This is a genomic window from Porphyrobacter sp. AAP82, assembly GCF_000331285.1.
Classification (GTDB): domain Bacteria; phylum Pseudomonadota; class Alphaproteobacteria; order Sphingomonadales; family Sphingomonadaceae; genus Erythrobacter.
The window spans coordinates 40,118-55,020 of record NZ_ANFX01000027.1 but is presented as its reverse complement, the minus strand read 5'-3'; the positions used below and the strand labels follow the sequence as shown (position 1 = coordinate 55,020).

Genomic DNA, 14,903 nt, shown 5'->3' with positions numbered 1-14,903 from the left:
GGGGGGGGGGGGGGGGGGGGGGGGGGGGGGGGGGCTCGGCGGTTGAGGGGAATGAGCGACCTTCCAGCGCCGCCCCCCCATCCCCAACCCCTTCCCCAAGGGGAAGGGGCTCTCCGATCACACTGTCCAAAGCCCGCGCCAGAACGTCGCACTTCAACACCATCCCCGCCCCGCCGCCCGCAGGGGTATCGTCGACCGTGCGGTGCTTGTCGGTGGCGAAGTCGCGGATCTGCACCGTCTCGCAGTCCCACTTGCCCTCAGCCAGCGCGCGCCCCGCGATGGAATGCCCGAGCGGCCCGGGGAACATCTCCGGGTAGAGCGTGAGGATGGTGGCGGCGAAGGTCATGGTTTTGCCAACCGCCTGGCGACCACGACCCAGCAGATGACGAAAATGACGATGTAGAAGGGCAGCCCGAACACGAACGCTATAACTGCACCGGCGCCATCCAACCGGCTTCCGCCCGCTGCGAATCTGGGAGCCTGTCCAGCAAGGTCGAGGCCATATAGCGCCAACAGCACTGCGACCACGGGCAAGGCCAATGCCATGAGCAAACGAAGCACCTTCGGCACACGCTGCAGATGCCGGGAAAGAAGGTAGGCTCCTAGGAACGCGGTTAGCAAACCGAAGGCAAGTGGAACCAAGAAGAGCGAAGCTACCGCCCTATCCATTCCAAGTCACCCCATCCTTCGCCCGCGTATCCACCGTCAGTTCAAACACATCTGGCCTTGAATAATGCCCGTCGGTATCGAGGTTTGTCAGCCCCTCGGCCACCTCGGCAAGATCGAGCTCGGCGAAAAGCGTCTCCTCACCCTCGCCCGCCTGTGCCAGCACGCGGGTGTCGGGGGCGGCGATCAGGGAGCCGCCGCGGTTGAGCACCTCGGCGGGGATCGCTTCGAACAACTCGCGCGCGGCGGCATCGCCACCCACCCGCTCCAGCCCCTCGAACAGATCGTCGCGCGTCTGCACCAGCCCCGCCGCCAGCACAAAACACCGGCCCTCCATCGCATAGCGCCGCGACGCGATCGCGTGGCTCTCGCGCACCGTCGGCCAGGCAGCGACGTGCACATCCTCGCCGAGATTATGCATTGCCGCGCGGGCGAGCGGCATCCAGTGCTCCCAGCAGATCAGCGAGCCCAAGCGGCCCCATTCGGCCTGATGCACCCCCAGCGTCGAGCCGTCGCCGCGCGTCCAGATCAGGCGTTCGCCGTGGGTCGGGACCAGCTTGCGGTGATCGAGCACCGGCAGGCCCGGCCGGAAAGTCAGCTGGTTGTTGACGAGGCTGCGCCGCACCCGTTCATGCGCGCCGATGGAGATGATCGCCCCGCTCGCATCGGCCAGTTCCTGCAAGGGCAGCAGCCGCTCGTCATTGGCCACCACCGCCTGCTCGAGCATGATCCGGTGCAGCGCCTTCGCCCCCGGGTGATCCCACAAGGCCGCGCCGGGCGCCTCGTCAAGCCACAGCGGATAGCCGCCCAGAAAGGTCTCGCCGAAGGCGACGACCTTCGCGCCGCTCTCCACCGCTTCCCGCGCAAGGCGGACGGCCTTGTCGATCCCGCCCTGGAAATCGAGCGGGACAGGCGCGGCCTGGACAACGGCGACATTCAATTTCGTCATTCCCGCCGCTTACGCCGGGAAGTCAGCCCCCGCAACCGCCGCAGCCGCCCCCGCCGCAGCCCGATCCGCCATCGCTGCTGCCACCATCGCCCCCGCCGCTGCCACCATCGCCTTCCTGCCTGCGCATGGCATGGACCGGCTCCCACGGGGTGCCGACCAGAACGCCGGTGCCAAACAGCGCGACCGCCATCGCCGCCTCGTCAGGCTGCGGCGCGCGGGCGGAGCGATCCTTGCGCGCGCGCAGATCGCGCACCGCCTCGATCCCCGCAATCGTGCGCGGGTCGACGGTGAAGAAGCGCACTGCGGCCAGGATCGCGGTGACGATCATCAGCGCCACCAGAAAGCCGGTCGGCTCGCCCAGCGCGTCACCGGCCCGCTGGCGGTAGAGGCCGAGCAGCAGGAGCGCGGCGAAGGGCGTGACCGAAAGCCAGCGCAGCCGCGTGAAGTCGCTGTCGCGCATCAGCAGCCCCGCACGCTGGAGCTTGGCCGCGATCCGGTCGGCATGGATGCCCAGCGCCTTCCTCGCATCGGCGAGGCTGAGCGGCTCGCGCGCCGCCTGCAATATCCTGGCCGCCTCCGAGACCGGCACAGTGCGGTCGGCGAACAGCAGCTTGCCCTTCTCGCCCTCGGCCAGCGCGCCGTGGACGTAGAGTTCGGCCAGCACCGAATCGGCAAGCCGGCTCTGCCCGCCGGCGAGCAGCGCGACGCTTTCGCTGTCATCGGGACTGGCGCGGCGGCCCGGCTCGCGCAGGAGCGCCGTCATCCACCATGCTCCCGCCAGCGCAAAGGCCAGCAAGACGCTGTAGAACAGCAGGAAATCGCTGCCCGTCCAGGACGAGAACAGCTCCATCACATTATCCTTCCTGCGAGCCATCCCCCGGCGACGAGGAAGAGGCCCAGTGCCTGTGCGACCCGGCGTTCGAGAACAATATCATGCCAAAGGTTAATGCGCACTCCCCGCGGATCGACGGCAAAGCGCCGATGCGCGCCCGGCCAGATCGCGGCAGGCGGCGCGCTGCCGAAAGCGGCCTCGTAAGCGGCGAGGGTTGCGGCGTATTGATGGTAGTAGCGGTCCCGCTCGACCGGGCCGCCTTGCGTCGGGCCATGGTGCAAATCGCGCCCGAGCACCTCGGGGCAGAAGGTCTGCCAGTAATCGCGGCTGTAGGTGAGGTGGAGATGCCAGGCCTGATCGACCGCATCGGACGGCGTCACCTCGCGGCCCGCCGTCATCGCCAGATAGCAGAAGCGCTTGTATTCCCCGATCACGCGCTCGGCGTGGGCGGCGCTCCAGCGGTTTTCGCGCGCGAGACGAGCGGTAAAGGAAAGCGATGCGTCCGCCGGGCCGATGTGGTGGTCGGCGATGCGCTGCCAGAGAGTCTCGTCGACGGGCGAACTCACGCCGTCAATTATCGGCGAAATCCGCGCTGATGACAAGCTTGGTGTCGTCCCACGCGATCACCGCCGCGGGGACCATCGGGACCATGAAGGTTTTCGGGCCCTTGGCCGGGGCGGGGTCGAGCGCGATCTCGATGATGTCGGTCGCGCCGAAGTTCTCGATGGCAAGCACGCTGCCGATCGCGTCGCCCGCGTCGGTCACGACCGGAAGGCCGAGGAGGTCGGCGTGGTAGAACTCGCCCTCGCCAAGCGGGGGCAGCGCCGCGCGCGGGACGCTCAGCACTGTGCCGCGCAGGCGTTCTGCATCGGCGCGCGAGCTGCTCTGGGCGAGCCGGGCGATGGCCCCGCCCTTCCCGTCCTCGCGGATCTTCACAAGAGTAAGCGCGCCGTCATTGAAGCTCTTCTGCTGGGCGAGGGTCGCAATGCCCTCGCCGAACAGCTTGAGGCGCACCTCGCCCGCCACCCCGTGCGCGCCGGCGATGGCGGCAAGGGTGACGGGCTTGGGGCTCATGGCTTAGCCTTCGGCCTGCTCTTCGGCGGCAGCTTCTTCGGCGGCAGGCGCTTCTTCAGCGGCGGGCGCTTCTTCCTCGGCAGGCGCTGCGGCAGCGGCCTTGGCTTCTTCTTCAGCGGCGCGCGCGGCTTCTTCGGCCTCGGCGATCTTGGCGGCACGCTCTTCGGCGCGCTCCTTGGCCTTCTCGCCCGGTTCGCCCTTCTTGGGGTTCACGCGGGCCGCACGCTCCTTGATGCCGGCGGCATCGAGGAAGCGGGCAACGCGGTCGGTCGGCTGCGCGCCGACGCCGAGCCAGTAGCGGGCGCGGTCTTCGACGAGCTTCACGCGGTCGGCCGAATCCTTGGCGAGCAGCGGGTTGTAGGTGCCGATCTGCTCGAGATACTTGCCGTCACGCGGGCTACGGCTGTTGGCGACGACGATGCGGTAATAGGGACGCTTCTTGGCGCCGCCGCGCGAGAGCCGGATGGAAATGGACATGAGATGTTACCTTTCGAGTGAATTGAACTTTAGAACTGAACCGATTGACTTGAAACTATTTCTTGAACCGCGGGGGGCCGCCGAGACCGGGCAGGCCGCCCTCCAAGCCGGGCATGCCGCCGGGGCCGCCAAGGCCCGGAAGGCCGCCGGCGCCGCCACCACCAAGACCGCCCATGCCGCCCATCGGGCCGCCGCCTCCCATGCCGCCGCCGAACATCGCGGCAAGGCCCTTGAGGCCGCCCATCTTCTTGATCTGCTTCATCGCACGGGCCATTTCCTGGTGCATCTTGAGCACCTTGTTGACCGTCTGCACATCGGTCCCGCTGCCCGCTGCAACGCGCTTCTTGCGCTTGGCGTTCATCAGATCGGGATTGGCGCGTTCCTTGGCGGTCATCGAGGAGATGATCGCCTCCATGTGAATCAGCACCTTGTCGTCCATGCCCGAGTTGGCCATCGCGGCCTTGGCCTTCTTCATGCCCGGCATCAGCCCTGCGAGCATCCCGATCCCGCCCATGTTGCGCATCTGGCGCAGCTGCATGGCGAGATCGTCGAGGTCGAACTTGCCCTTTTCGAGGTTGCGGGCGAGCTTTTCGGCCTCTTCCTCCTTGATCGTCGCCGCCGCGCGTTCGACGAGGCTGACGACGTCGCCCATGCCGAGGATGCGGTCGGCGACCGAGCCGGGGCGGAACGGCTCGATCGCGTCGAGCTTTTCGCCGGTGCCGGCAAACTTGATCGGCTTGCCCGTCACGGCACGCATGGACAGCGCCGCGCCGCCTCTGGCGTCGCCGTCCATGCGGGTGAGGACGACACCGGTCAGCGGCACCTCGCCGCTGAAGCTCTGGGCGACGTTGACCGCATCCTGCCCGGTCAGGCTGTCGACCACCAGCAGCACTTCATTGGGCGCCGAGACGCTGGCGACGGCCTTCATCTCGGCCATCAGCGCATCATCGACATGCAGACGGCCCGCGGTATCGAGCAGCAGCACGTCGAAATTCTGGAGGCGCGCCGCTTCCATCGCCCGGCGCGCGATATCGACCGGCTGCTGGCCGGCGATGATCGGCAGGGTCGCCACATCGACCTGCCCGCCCAGCACCGCCAGCTGCTCCTGCGCGGCCGGGCGGTTGACGTCGAGCGAGGCCATCAGCGCCTTCTTGCCATGGCGTTCGCGGATCAGCTTGGCGAGCTTGGCGGTGGTGGTGGTCTTGCCCGAGCCCTGGAGGCCGACCATCATGATCACGACCGGGGGCCTGGCGTCCAGCTTGAGGCCCTCGACCTCCATCCCACCCAGCGTTGCGACCAGTTCGTCATGGACGATCTTGATGACCATCTGGCCGGGCGTAACCGACTTCAGGACATCCTGGCCGACCGCCTTTTCGGTGACGGCATCGATGAAGCGGCGGGCGACGGGCAGCGCGACATCGGCTTCGAGGAGGGCAATGCGCACCTCGCGCATGGCATCGCGCACGTCCTGCTCGCGCAGCGCACCGCGACCCTTCAGCTTGTCGAAAACGCCTCCCAGACGGTCGGACAGCGTGTCGAACATCGCTCACTTCTCCTCGCGCCGCAGGTGCAGGCGCATAATGCGAAAAACGCCGGCGGACGAAACCTCGTCGGCCAGCGTTGCGAAAAGCGTCCCCCCGGGGGAACCGGACCTTTCGACTTTGATCAATGGTGACTGGTGGAGCCTAGCGGGATCGAACCGCTGACCTCAACACTGCCAGTGTTGCGCTCTCCCAGCTGAGCTAAGGCCCCGAGCCAGTCATCATGCGAGCAAGGCGGGTGCCCTGCTCGCGGGAGGCGGCCATTAGATGGGCCGCCCTCCCCTTGCAAGCGAAATTTGATCGACCCGGACCAAAATCCGGAAACGGGATCAGTGGCGGTGACTTCGGTCGCAAAGCGACCGCGAGGCCACGCGGCCGAGCCGCAGGTGCCATCGCCCTCAAGCAGCAAAGCGGTAGGGCAACAGGAACGCACCAAGGATGGGCCTGCGGAGGCAGGCCCACCAACATCAGCTTTCGTCGTCCTCGTCATCGCCCGAGGTGGCAACGCCGAGATCGTCGTCACCGCCGAGGTCGACGTCACTATCGGGCGAATCGCCGTCCTCGTCGATGTCCTCGATGTCTTCGAGATCGCCCAGATCATCGTCACCGCCGAGATCCGCATCCGCCTCGGCATCAACCTTCTTCTCGACTTCCTCGAAGGGAATCGGCTGCTTGGACTTGAGCACCGGCTCGGGCGTCCAGGTCTCGCCGCATTCGATGCAGGCGACCGGGTCTTCCTTGCCGAGATCGTAGAAACGTTCCCCGCACTTCGGGCAGGTACGCTTGGTACCCCATTCGGGCTTGGCCATTGTCATTCCTCAATTCGGGCCGCCCGTGGCGCGGGCGGACATATCGGCTGCGAGAATCGCAGGCGGCTTGATCGCAAAAGGTGGGCGCGGCAAGCCCTTTATCAAGAGCCCGGCGGCGACGCGCGGCGCGCCTTGCCAGAAGCGCGGGGCGCTGTCAAAGACCGCCGCCTTATGACCAGCCCCCAGACTAGCCACCGCTTCACTCCGCTCGGCCCCCTGACGGGCGCGATCCGCGTTCCGGGCGACAAGTCGATCAGCCACCGCTCGCTGATGTTCGCAGGCCTCGCGGTCGGCCGCAGCCGGATCACCGGGCTGCTCGAGGGCGAGGACGTGCTCGCCACGGCGGCCGCGATGCGCGCCTTCGGGGCGCAGATCGCGCGCGGCGAGGACGGCACCTGGGAGGTCGACGGCGTGGGCGTCGGCAGCCTGCTCGAACCGAAACAGGCGCTCGACATGGGCAATTCGGGCACTTCGACGCGGCTGCTGATGGGCCTCGTCGCCAGCCACGCCATCACCGCCACCTTCACGGGCGATGCGAGCCTGTCGGGCCGTCCAATGAAGCGCGTGATCGATCCGCTCAGCCTGATGGGCGCAAGCTTCGAGGCGAGCGCCGGGGGCACCCTCCCCCTGATGCTGCGCGGCGCTTCGCCGGCCGTGCCGATCACCTACCGGCTCCCCGTGGCGAGCGCGCAGGTCAAGAGCGCGGTGCTGCTCGCCGGGCTCAACACCCCCGGCATCACCCGCGTGATCGAGCCTGTCCCGACCCGCGACCACACCGAACGGATGCTGACCGGCTTCGGCGCGCGGCTCGAAGTGGGCGAGGAGAACGGCGAGACCGTCATCGCCATCCACGGCGAGGCGGAACTCGCCCCGATGGACGTGACCGTGCCGGGCGATCCTTCTTCCGCCGCCTTCTTCATGGTCGCGGCCACGCTGGTGCCGGGGAGCGATCTTGTGATCGAGAACGTCGGCCTCAATCCGACCCGCGCCGGGCTTCTCCACGTGCTGCGTCAGATGGGCGCGGACATCGCGGAGATGAACCCCCGCGAAGTCGGCGGCGAGCCGGTCGCCGATCTGCGCGTGCGCCATGCGCAGCTCTCCGGCGTCGAGGTCGACCCGGCGATTGCCCCCGCGATGATCGACGAGTTTCCGGTGCTGTTCGTCGCCGCCGCCCTCGCAAGCGGCACCACCGGCACCACAGGCCTTGAAGAACTGCGCGTCAAGGAAAGCGACCGCTTGGCCGCGATGGCCGCCGCGCTCACGGCTGCGGGCGCTCAGGTTGTGGAGCACGCGGACGGCCTCACCATCCACGGGACCGGCGGCGATCCGCTGCGGGGCACCGGCAAGGCCCACGTCAAATCGCTGCTCGATCACCGCATTGCGATGAGCATGGCCGTCGCGGGATTGGTGAGCGAGGGCGGCGTCGAGATCGACGACATTTCGCCGATCAACACCAGCTTCCCGACCTTCATGGGGCTGCTCGACGAGGCGGCGGCGGCGTGAACACCCCGCTCGACTGGCCGAGCATCATCGGCCTTTGCGGCACGGCCTGCATCATCGGGGCCTATGCCTATCTGACGCTCGCCCGCGCGACCAATCCCTTCCTGCTCCACGGCACCAACCTCTTGGGCGCGGCGCTGCTGACGGTCAGCCTCGTCTTCCACACCAACTGGGCGAGCCTGGTGCTCGAATTCTTCTGGGCCTCGATCGCCATCATCGGCCTGGTGCGCGCTTGGCGGGCGCGCGGAGATACCGAAACGGAGCCGCGCTAGCGGCACAGGCCCTGTTCGCCCCCCTGCATCGGCGGCATCGCGCCGCGGGTCCAGTGCAGGCGGCTGAGGCCCTGCGTGTCGGTGGTGACCGAGAGCATCAGGCTATTCCCGTCCTTGCGCGCCAGCACCTGACACAGGCGCGCGCTGCGCGGCGGGACTTCGGGCAGCGCGACCGTCAGGTGCATCGGGCGCACCTCCCAGCCCGCCGCCGCGAGCTTTTGGGCATAGGCCGCTTGCAGTGCCGCCGGATCGTCGAAGCCGCCAAGTTCGGCATAGCCCGTCTCGGCCTGGCTGGCGGCGGGGCCGAAATGGGCGCGCACGGTAAAGCGCGCGCCATCGGGGCGCAGCGCCCATTGCGGCCAGAAGCTTTTGGGCCCGATCTCGGCCTGCTGCACGCTGCCGTCGGCGAGCCCGACCCCGAATGGCGAAGCGCCGGTCTCCATGTCCCACAGCACCTTGGCAGCGGGCCACGCCCCGCCGAGCACGCCTGCGGCAATGATCAGCCCCGTCACCCAGCGCATCGCCCGGCCCTCCTGTCGCTTGCCCGCCCGCATAGCCCGCGCGGCGTGAAGGAGGGGTAAACCGGGCGCGCGGGCGCTTGCCAAGCGCGCCCCGCTTTGCCACGCACCGCCACCATGATCATCGCAGTCGACGGCCCCACCGCGTCCGGCAAGGGCACCATCGCCAAGGCGCTCGCCGCGCATTTCGGCCTGCCGCATCTCGATACCGGGCTGCTCTACCGCGCGGTCGGGCGGCAGGTGCAGCTGGCGGGCGGCGACCCCGACGATCCGCACGCGGCGCTCGCCGCCTGCGACTTTCCCGAGCGCCTGCTGGATGACGAGATCCTGCGCTCCGAAGAGGTCGGCGGCTATGCGAGCCGCGTTTCGGTCCACCCGGGCGTGCGCCATGCGCTCTACCAGCGCCAGCGCGCGTTTGCCTTGCAGGAAGGCGGCGCGGTGCTCGACGGGCGCGATATCGGCACGGTGATCGCGCCCGAGGCCGGGGTGAAGCTGTTCGTCACTGCCAGCCCGGCCGAGCGCGCGCGGCGGCGCTGGCTGGAGATGAGCGCGCGCGGGATCGCGGTGGAGCTTGCCGCGATCGAGGCCGACATCGCCGCCCGGGATGCGCGCGACACCGGCCGCAAGGATGCGCCGCTGCTTGCCGCGGCAGACGCGGTGGTGCTCGACAACACCGAACTCGGCCGCGATGCGGCGATTGCCGCCGCGCTAGCCGCGGTGCGCCGGCGCGCGGGCCTGGGCTGAAAGCACTTTCCTACACGCCGCCAATGCGCGATGATGCGCGGATGAAGAGCCTGCCGCCTTACCCCCCGTCATACCCTTGCCGGGGCGATCTGCGGGCAGCGGGCTTTTTTCGCTCCTGGACAGTGTCTCATTGTCTCCTACAGACCCGCCCCCGCTGGCGCTGCGGGCGGGCCCCAAGGGGCGTTTCTCCTTGCAATTCGGGCAAGCCTCGCCTAGGCGCGCGGCCGTTCTCACCAATCATCACTGGTTGTACGGAACCCGCTCGCCAGCATGGGGCTGCGCGCGGAAGTCTGCCTCTTGCCCCGCCAGCCCGCGCAATGGTGCACGGGAAGCGGTGAAAGACCCCGGAAAAACCGGTGGCCGGTAGCACAACGAAACAGGACTGCTGAACCTATGGCGAGCACTGCCAACCCCACCCGCGCCGATTTCGAGGCGCTTCTCAACGAACAGCTCGGCGGCGCCGGCGAAGACGGCTTCGAAGGCCGCGTCGTCAAGGGCACCGTCACCGCGATCGAGAACGGCTTTGCCGTGATCGACGTCGGCCTCAAGAGCGAAGGCCGCATCTCTCTCAAGGAATTCGCCCGCGGCGATGACGACCACGGGTTGACCGTCGGCGGCGAAGTCGAAGTCTTTGTCGACCGCGTCGAGAACGCCGATGGCGAAGCCATGCTGTCGCGTGACCGCGCCCGCCGCGAAGCCGCGTGGGACAAGCTGGAAAGCGAATTCGGCGAAGGCAAGCGCGTCGAAGGCCGCATCTTCGGCCGGGTCAAGGGCGGCTTCACCGTCGACCTCGATGGCGCCGTGGCCTTCCTGCCCGGCTCGCAGGTCGACATCCGCCCGGTGCGCGACGTCACCACGCTGATGGACGTGCCGCAGCCCTTCCAGATCCTCAAGATGGACCGCCGCCGCGGCAACATCGTTGTCTCGCGCCGTGCGGTGCTCGAGGAAACCCGCGCCGAACAGCGCAGCGAGCTCATCAATGACCTCGTCGAAGGCCAGGTGATCGACGGCGTCGTCAAGAACATCACCGATTACGGCGCCTTCGTCGATCTCGGCGGCATCGACGGCCTGCTGCATGTCACCGACATGAGCTACAAGCGCGTCAACCACCCCAGCGAAGTGATCGCCATCGGCGATACCGTGACCGTGCAGATCGTGCGCATCAACGCCGAAACGCAGCGCATCAGCCTCGGCATGAAGCAGCTCGAGAGCGATCCGTGGGATGGCGTGGCCGCCAAGTACCCGGTCGGCATGAAGCTGACGGGCCAGGTCACCAACATCACCGAATACGGCGCCTTCGTGGAGCTGGAAGCCGGGATCGAGGGCCTTGTCCACGTCAGCGAAATGAGCTGGACCAAGAAGAACGTCCACCCCGGCAAGATCGTCTCGACCTCGCAGGAAGTCGACGTGATGGTGCTCGAGGTCGACAGCGACAAGCGCCGCATCAGCCTTGGTTTGAAGCAGGCCCAGCGCAACCCGTGGGACGAGTTCGCCGAGAAGCACCCGGTCGGCAGCGTCGTCGAAGGCGAAGTCAAGAACGCGACCGAGTTCGGCCTGTTCGTCGGCCTCGATGGCGACGTCGACGGCATGGTCCACATGTCGGACATCGCCTGGGGCATCTCGGGCGAGGACGCGCTGGCGCTCCACCGCAAGGGCGAGATGGTCAAGGCCGTCGTGCTCGATGTGGACGTCGAGAAGGAGCGCATCAGCCTCGGCATGAAGCAGCTCGAAAAGGGCGCGCCTTCGGCTGAAGCGGCCTCGACCGGTTCGAGCCTGCGCAAGAACCAGACCGTCACCGTGACCGTGCTCGAAGTGCGCGACGGCGGCCTCGAAGTGCAGGTCGGCGAAGACGGCGCGACCGGCTTCATCAAGCGCTCCGACCTCGGCCGCGACCGCGACGAACAGCGCCCCGACCGCTTCCAGGTCGGCAGCAAGCTCGACGCGATGGTGATCGGCTTCGACCGTTCGAAGAAGCCCAACTTCTCGATCAAGGCGCGTCAGATCGCCGAAGAGAAGGAAGCCGTGGCGCAGTTCGGCTCGTCGGATTCGGGCGCTTCGCTCGGCGACATCCTCGGCGCCGCGCTCAAGAAGGGCAGCGAGTAAGGCGTTCCGGTGGCGCTCCCGCCTCCGCGGGAGCGTCCTCGGCTCGGCCGCGTGGCCTTGCGGCCCCTGCGGTGCCGCAACAGCGCTGACGATCCGATCTTGTAGGAATTGAGGCCCGTTTGCTCACCCGAGCAGGCGGGCCTTTCCTATTCGGGATCGCAGGCGTAAACCCGCCCCCATGATCCACGTTCACCAGTTCCCCTGTCTCAGCGACAATTACGGCTATCTCCTCCACGATACCCAAAGCCACGAAACCGTCGCCATCGATACGCCCGATGCGAGGGAATATCTGCGGCAAGCGGACCTCAAGGGCTGGCGCATCACCCAGATCTGGAACACCCACTGGCACCCCGATCACGCGGGCGGCAATGCGGCGATCCAGGAAGCGACCGGCTGCACGATCCTCGGGCCGGCCGAGGTCGCGGGCAAGTTCCCGCTCGACCGCGCACTCGCGCATGGCGAGGTCGTGACGATCGGCGCGGTGCAAGCGCAGGTGATCGACGTCTCGGGCCACACCAACGGCCACATCGCCTTCCATCTTCCCGCAGCGGGCCTCGCCTTTGTCGGCGATTCGGTGTTCGCGCTGGGCTGCGGGCGGATGTTCGAGGGTGAGCCGGGGCAGTTCTGGGAGAGCCTCAGCCGCATCAAGGCGCTGCCGCCGGAAACCCTGCTCTACTGCGCGCACGAATACACCGCGTCGAATGCGCGCTTCGCGCTCCACGCCGATCCCGGCAATGCCGCGCTTCAGGATTACGCCGACGAGATCGCCGCCAAGCGCGAGCGGGACGAGCCGACCGTCCCCGCCGCCCTCGCCCGCGAGCTCGCCACCAACCCCTTCCTGCGCGCCGACGACCCCGCCATGCAGGCCCGCTGGGGCGGCAGCACCCCGGCCGAGACCTTTGCCGCCCTGCGCGCCGCCAAGGACAGCTTCTGAACCATGCAGAATACGGGGGCGATCCGGGGTTTTCACGCCCACATCTACTATGACGCCGACGAGGTGGAGACCGCCAGAGCCTTCGCCGAGCGCGCGCGGGCGCAGTTCAAGATCGCGGTCGGGCACTTCCACCTCGCCCCTGTCGGCCCCCATCCGCGCGGATCGTGCCAGCTGTCGATGGCGCCGGAGACCTTCGCTGCCTTCACCTTGTGGGCGCTGCACGAGCGCGGTGATCTGACGATCTTCGCGCACGGCCTATCGGGCAACGATCTGGCCGATCACACCCGCTACGTGGTGTGGCTGGGCCCTTCCGAACCGCTCGACCTGTCGATCTTCGGCTGATGCAGGCGCTCGTTGTCGAACGCCTCTCGGGCGACCTGTCGGGCGTGATGCTGGCCGACGTGCCCGCGCCCCTGCGCGCTGCGGGCGAGGTGACGGTGCGGGTCGCGGCGGCGTCGCTCAACTTCCCCGACCTGCTGATGACCCGCGGCGAATACCAGTTCAAGCCCGAGCCACCCTTCACCTGCGGCCTCGAATTTGCCGGCGAGGTGCTGGAGGCCGATCCTGACAGCGGCTTTGCGCCCGGCGACCGGGTGATGGGCGGCAACAAGACCGGCGCCTTTGCCGAGGTCGCCTGTGTGCCGGCGGGCAAGCTCTCCCCCGTGCCGAAGGGCATGGACTTTGCAGCCGCCGCCGCGATGGGCGCGGCCTATTCCACCGCCTTTACCGGGCTGGTCGAGCTCGGCGGCCTCGAGGAGGGCCAGTGGGTGCTGGTCCACGGTGCCAGCGGCGGGGTGGGCCTTGCCGCCTGCGACCTGGCCCGCGCGCTGGGTGCGCGGGTGATCGCCACGACCGGCTCGCCCGCCAAGGCGGGAGCCATTGCCGCTCTCGCCCGCCCCGAGGCGGTGATCGCGGCCGAAGGACGCTTCCGCGAGGAAGTCGCACGGCTCACAGACGGGGCGCTCGCCGACATCGTGTTCGATCCTGTCGGCGGCGACGTGTTCGACGAATCGATCCGCTGCGTCGCCTTCGGCGGCAAGCTGGTGGTGGTGGGGTTCACCAGTGGGCGGATCGCCAACATACCGGCCAACATCCCGCTCATCAAGGGCTTCGCCATCATCGGCCTGCGCGCCGGAGAATATGCGCGGCGCTTCCCCGAGCGCGGCAAGGCGATCAACCGCGCCGTCGCCCGGCTGGCCGAAGCGGGCGCGATCACCCCGGCGATCGGCCGCACCCTCCCCCTCTCCCGCTGGCGCGAGGGCTTCGCGGCAATGGCGCGGCGCGAACTGGTGGGGAAGGTCGTGTTCGTGCCGGGGGCATAAGGGCCAAGCAAAAAGGGCGGCCCGGCAGGACCGCCCTTGAATGTTCCCTATTTTTGGCCGGTCAGAGCGAGGCGATGACCTCGTCGGCGAGCTTCTTGTCGGCCTCACCATCATGCGCCTGCGCGATGAGCACCTTCGAGGCTGCCGCAGCGGCGGTAACCGCGCGGACCTTGACCTCGGCGAGCGCGGCGCGTTCGGCCGCGGCGATCTTGTCTTCGGCCATCTTCTGGCGGCGGGCGACCATCACTTCGCTGTCGGCCTCGGCCTTGGCGAGGATCGCGTCGGCCTCCTGCCGGGCGCCGGCCAGCATCGCTTCGGCATCCTTCTCGGCGCCCGCGATCTTGGCGGCATATTCGGCGCGCAGGGCCTCGGCCTCGGCGCGCAGGGTCTTGGCCTCTTCGAGTGCGGAACGGATCGCGGCGATCTTGGCATCGAGCCCGCCGGTGATGATGCCGGGGACCTTCTTCCAGATGAACACGCCGATCAGCACCGCCATCGCCAGTGCGACCCACTGGTAGGTGTCGATGCCGAAGACGCTGGGCTCGGCATGGTGCCCTTCGGCACCGCTGGCGAGCAGGGTCAGGATATCAGCCATGCGCCATCACCTTCTTGACCGCAGCCTTGGCGGTTGCGGCTTTGATATTGGCCCCGGCGACGCGTGCGACGATGTCGCGCGCGGCATCGGCGGCGACGCCTTCGATCTCGGCCATCGCGCTGCTGCGCGCGGCGGCGATGGCGGCCTCGGCCTCGGCAAGCTGCGTATCGAGCTTGCCCTGGGCCGCGGCGAGCCTGGCCGCGCTCGCGGCGGCCGCCTTGGCCTTGGCTTCGCCGATCAGCGCCTGCGCGGCGGCACGGTTGGCGTTCTCACGCGTGCGCCATGCCTCTTCCTCGCCCGTCGCCGCATCGCGCGCAGCCTGGGCCGCGGCGAGATCGCCCGCGATCTGGTTGTCGCGCAGCTCCACCGTGCCGAGGATCTTGGGCACCATCCCCAGTCCGACAAGGACGAAGGTGAGGCCGAAGAACACCAGCAGCCAGAACACCTGGCTCGTCAGGGTTTCGGAGAGTTGTTCGATCTGGGGCATGTCGGACCTTTAGCCGGAACGCGGGTACTGGTGGCCCCGCGCCGGGCAGGAGGATTGCCCCCTGTCCGGCGCGGACCTCA

17 protein-coding genes, 1 tRNA gene and 1 pseudogene are annotated in these 14,903 nt (G+C 68.3%); 7 read left to right on the top strand and 12 right to left on the bottom strand.

All coding sequences use genetic code 11. From position 1 onward, the window contains the following. From D620_RS0108525 to D620_RS0108480, 9 genes and pseudogenes are all read right to left on the bottom strand, one after another. A pseudogene (locus tag D620_RS0108525) lies at positions 1 to 346 on the bottom strand (hypothetical protein); the annotation flags it as partial. A 315-nt stretch (positions 347 to 661) separates the two neighbouring features. Next, on the bottom strand, positions 662 to 1,615 hold the full coding sequence (locus D620_RS0108515) for a carbon-nitrogen hydrolase family protein (RefSeq protein ID WP_017665378.1): 954 nt from the start codon (positions 1,613 to 1,615) through the stop codon (positions 662 to 664). A 22-nt stretch (positions 1,616 to 1,637) separates the two neighbouring features. Next, positions 1,638 to 2,465 (bottom strand): TIGR04222 domain-containing membrane protein, encoded by an 828-nt coding sequence (locus D620_RS0108510; RefSeq protein ID WP_017665377.1) that lies wholly within the window; start codon positions 2,463 to 2,465, stop codon positions 1,638 to 1,640. After that, positions 2,465 to 3,013, bottom strand: coding sequence for a glycine-rich domain-containing protein (locus tag D620_RS0108505; protein ID WP_017665376.1), 549 nt, complete (start codon positions 3,011 to 3,013; stop codon positions 2,465 to 2,467). The genes D620_RS0108510 and D620_RS0108505 overlap by 1 nt, the downstream gene beginning before the upstream one ends. A gap of 4 nt (positions 3,014 to 3,017) precedes the next feature. Then, positions 3,018 to 3,521: a ribosome maturation factor RimM gene (gene rimM, locus D620_RS0108500; RefSeq protein ID WP_017665375.1), complete on the bottom strand. Its 504-nt coding sequence runs from the start codon at positions 3,519 to 3,521 to the stop codon at positions 3,018 to 3,020. A gap of 3 nt (positions 3,522 to 3,524) precedes the next feature. Continuing rightward, on the bottom strand, positions 3,525 to 3,998 hold the full coding sequence (gene rpsP, locus D620_RS0108495) for a 30S ribosomal protein S16 (protein ID WP_017665374.1): 474 nt from the start codon (positions 3,996 to 3,998) through the stop codon (positions 3,525 to 3,527). Between the two features lie 55 nt (positions 3,999 to 4,053). Then, positions 4,054 to 5,541 (bottom strand): signal recognition particle protein, encoded by a 1,488-nt coding sequence (gene ffh / locus D620_RS0108490; protein ID WP_017665373.1) that lies wholly within the window; start codon positions 5,539 to 5,541, stop codon positions 4,054 to 4,056. Positions 5,542 to 5,674: 133 nt separating this feature from the next. After that, positions 5,675 to 5,750: transfer RNA gene (locus D620_RS0108485), tRNA-Ala, on the bottom strand. 256 nt (positions 5,751 to 6,006) lie between these two features. After that, on the bottom strand, positions 6,007 to 6,348 hold the full coding sequence (locus tag D620_RS0108480; protein WP_017665372.1) for a TIGR02300 family protein: 342 nt from the start codon (positions 6,346 to 6,348) through the stop codon (positions 6,007 to 6,009). Between the two features lie 171 nt (positions 6,349 to 6,519). Here D620_RS0108480 and aroA point away from each other — a divergent pair, with 171 nt between their 5' ends. After that, on the top strand, positions 6,520 to 7,851 hold the full coding sequence (gene aroA, locus D620_RS0108475) for a 3-phosphoshikimate 1-carboxyvinyltransferase (protein WP_017665371.1): 1,332 nt from the start codon (positions 6,520 to 6,522) through the stop codon (positions 7,849 to 7,851). Continuing rightward, positions 7,848 to 8,120 carry a CBU_0592 family membrane protein gene (locus tag D620_RS0108470; RefSeq protein WP_017665370.1) on the top strand — a complete coding sequence of 91 codons (273 nt, stop codon included), beginning with the start codon at positions 7,848 to 7,850 and terminating at the stop codon, positions 8,118 to 8,120. The genes aroA and D620_RS0108470 overlap by 4 nt, the downstream gene beginning before the upstream one ends. Here the strand turns inward: D620_RS0108470 and D620_RS0108465 are convergent. Beyond that, entirely contained in the window at positions 8,117 to 8,641 is a 525-nt protein-coding gene (locus tag D620_RS0108465; RefSeq protein WP_017665369.1) for a hypothetical protein, read from the bottom strand. The genes D620_RS0108470 and D620_RS0108465 overlap by 4 nt on opposite strands. A gap of 114 nt (positions 8,642 to 8,755) precedes the next feature. Here D620_RS0108465 and D620_RS0108460 point away from each other — a divergent pair, with 114 nt between their 5' ends. From D620_RS0108460 to D620_RS0108440, 5 genes are all read left to right on the top strand, one after another. Further along, positions 8,756 to 9,382, top strand: a complete 627-nt coding sequence (locus D620_RS0108460) for a (d)CMP kinase (RefSeq protein ID WP_017665368.1) — start codon at positions 8,756 to 8,758, stop codon at positions 9,380 to 9,382. Between the two features lie 393 nt (positions 9,383 to 9,775). After that, a complete protein-coding gene (rpsA, locus tag D620_RS0108455) occupies positions 9,776 to 11,485 on the top strand; it encodes a 30S ribosomal protein S1 (protein ID WP_017665367.1) in 1,710 nt (569 codons plus the stop codon). Between the two features lie 178 nt (positions 11,486 to 11,663). After that, complete coding sequence (gloB, locus tag D620_RS0108450; RefSeq protein WP_017665366.1) at positions 11,664 to 12,419, top strand: hydroxyacylglutathione hydrolase; 756 nt, start codon at positions 11,664 to 11,666, stop codon at positions 12,417 to 12,419. 3 nt (positions 12,420 to 12,422) lie between these two features. Next, positions 12,423 to 12,761, top strand: a complete 339-nt coding sequence (locus D620_RS0108445; protein WP_017665365.1) for a DOPA 4,5-dioxygenase family protein — start codon at positions 12,423 to 12,425, stop codon at positions 12,759 to 12,761. Then, on the top strand, positions 12,761 to 13,741 hold the full coding sequence (locus D620_RS0108440) for an NADPH:quinone oxidoreductase family protein (RefSeq protein WP_017665364.1): 981 nt from the start codon (positions 12,761 to 12,763) through the stop codon (positions 13,739 to 13,741). The genes D620_RS0108445 and D620_RS0108440 overlap by 1 nt, the downstream gene beginning before the upstream one ends. 61 nt (positions 13,742 to 13,802) lie before the next feature. Here D620_RS0108440 and D620_RS0108435 read toward each other — a convergent pair whose 3' ends face one another. After that, positions 13,803 to 14,336: a hypothetical protein gene (locus D620_RS0108435; RefSeq protein ID WP_017665363.1), complete on the bottom strand. Its 534-nt coding sequence runs from the start codon at positions 14,334 to 14,336 to the stop codon at positions 13,803 to 13,805. Then, the gene (locus D620_RS0108430) at positions 14,329 to 14,823 is read right to left on the bottom strand and encodes a hypothetical protein (protein WP_017665362.1); all 495 of its coding nucleotides are present in this window, start codon (positions 14,821 to 14,823) and stop codon (positions 14,329 to 14,331) included. Before D620_RS0108430 ends, D620_RS0108435 begins: the two co-directional genes overlap by 8 nt. Positions 14,824 to 14,903: the final 80 nt, after the last annotated feature.

Excerpts from the sequence above, each read along its gene's own strand:
- D620_RS0108515 (WP_017665378.1), bottom strand. The coding sequence starts at position 1,615 with ATGACGAAATTGAATGTCGCCGTTGTCCAGGCCGCGCCTGTCCCGCTC.
- D620_RS0108510 (WP_017665377.1), bottom strand. The coding sequence starts at position 2,465 with ATGGAGCTGTTCTCGTCCTGGACGGGCAGCGATTTCCTGCTGTTCTAC.
- rimM (WP_017665375.1), bottom strand. The coding sequence starts at position 3,521 with ATGAGCCCCAAGCCCGTCACCCTTGCCGCCATCGCCGGCGCGCACGGG.
- rpsP (WP_017665374.1), bottom strand. The coding sequence starts at position 3,998 with ATGTCCATTTCCATCCGGCTCTCGCGCGGCGGCGCCAAGAAGCGTCCC.
- ffh (WP_017665373.1), bottom strand. The coding sequence starts at position 5,541 with ATGTTCGACACGCTGTCCGACCGTCTGGGAGGCGTTTTCGACAAGCTG.
- D620_RS0108480 (WP_017665372.1), bottom strand. The coding sequence starts at position 6,348 with ATGGCCAAGCCCGAATGGGGTACCAAGCGTACCTGCCCGAAGTGCGGG.
- aroA (WP_017665371.1), top strand. The coding sequence starts at position 6,520 with ATGACCAGCCCCCAGACTAGCCACCGCTTCACTCCGCTCGGCCCCCTG.
- D620_RS0108465 (WP_017665369.1), bottom strand. The coding sequence starts at position 8,641 with ATGCGCTGGGTGACGGGGCTGATCATTGCCGCAGGCGTGCTCGGCGGG.
- D620_RS0108460 (WP_017665368.1), top strand. The coding sequence starts at position 8,756 with ATGATCATCGCAGTCGACGGCCCCACCGCGTCCGGCAAGGGCACCATC.
- rpsA (WP_017665367.1), top strand. The coding sequence starts at position 9,776 with ATGGCGAGCACTGCCAACCCCACCCGCGCCGATTTCGAGGCGCTTCTC.
- gloB (WP_017665366.1), top strand. The coding sequence starts at position 11,664 with ATGATCCACGTTCACCAGTTCCCCTGTCTCAGCGACAATTACGGCTAT.
- D620_RS0108445 (WP_017665365.1), top strand. The coding sequence starts at position 12,423 with ATGCAGAATACGGGGGCGATCCGGGGTTTTCACGCCCACATCTACTAT.
- D620_RS0108440 (WP_017665364.1), top strand. The coding sequence starts at position 12,761 with ATGCAGGCGCTCGTTGTCGAACGCCTCTCGGGCGACCTGTCGGGCGTG.
- D620_RS0108435 (WP_017665363.1), bottom strand. The coding sequence starts at position 14,336 with ATGGCTGATATCCTGACCCTGCTCGCCAGCGGTGCCGAAGGGCACCAT.
- D620_RS0108430 (WP_017665362.1), bottom strand. The coding sequence starts at position 14,823 with ATGCCCCAGATCGAACAACTCTCCGAAACCCTGACGAGCCAGGTGTTC.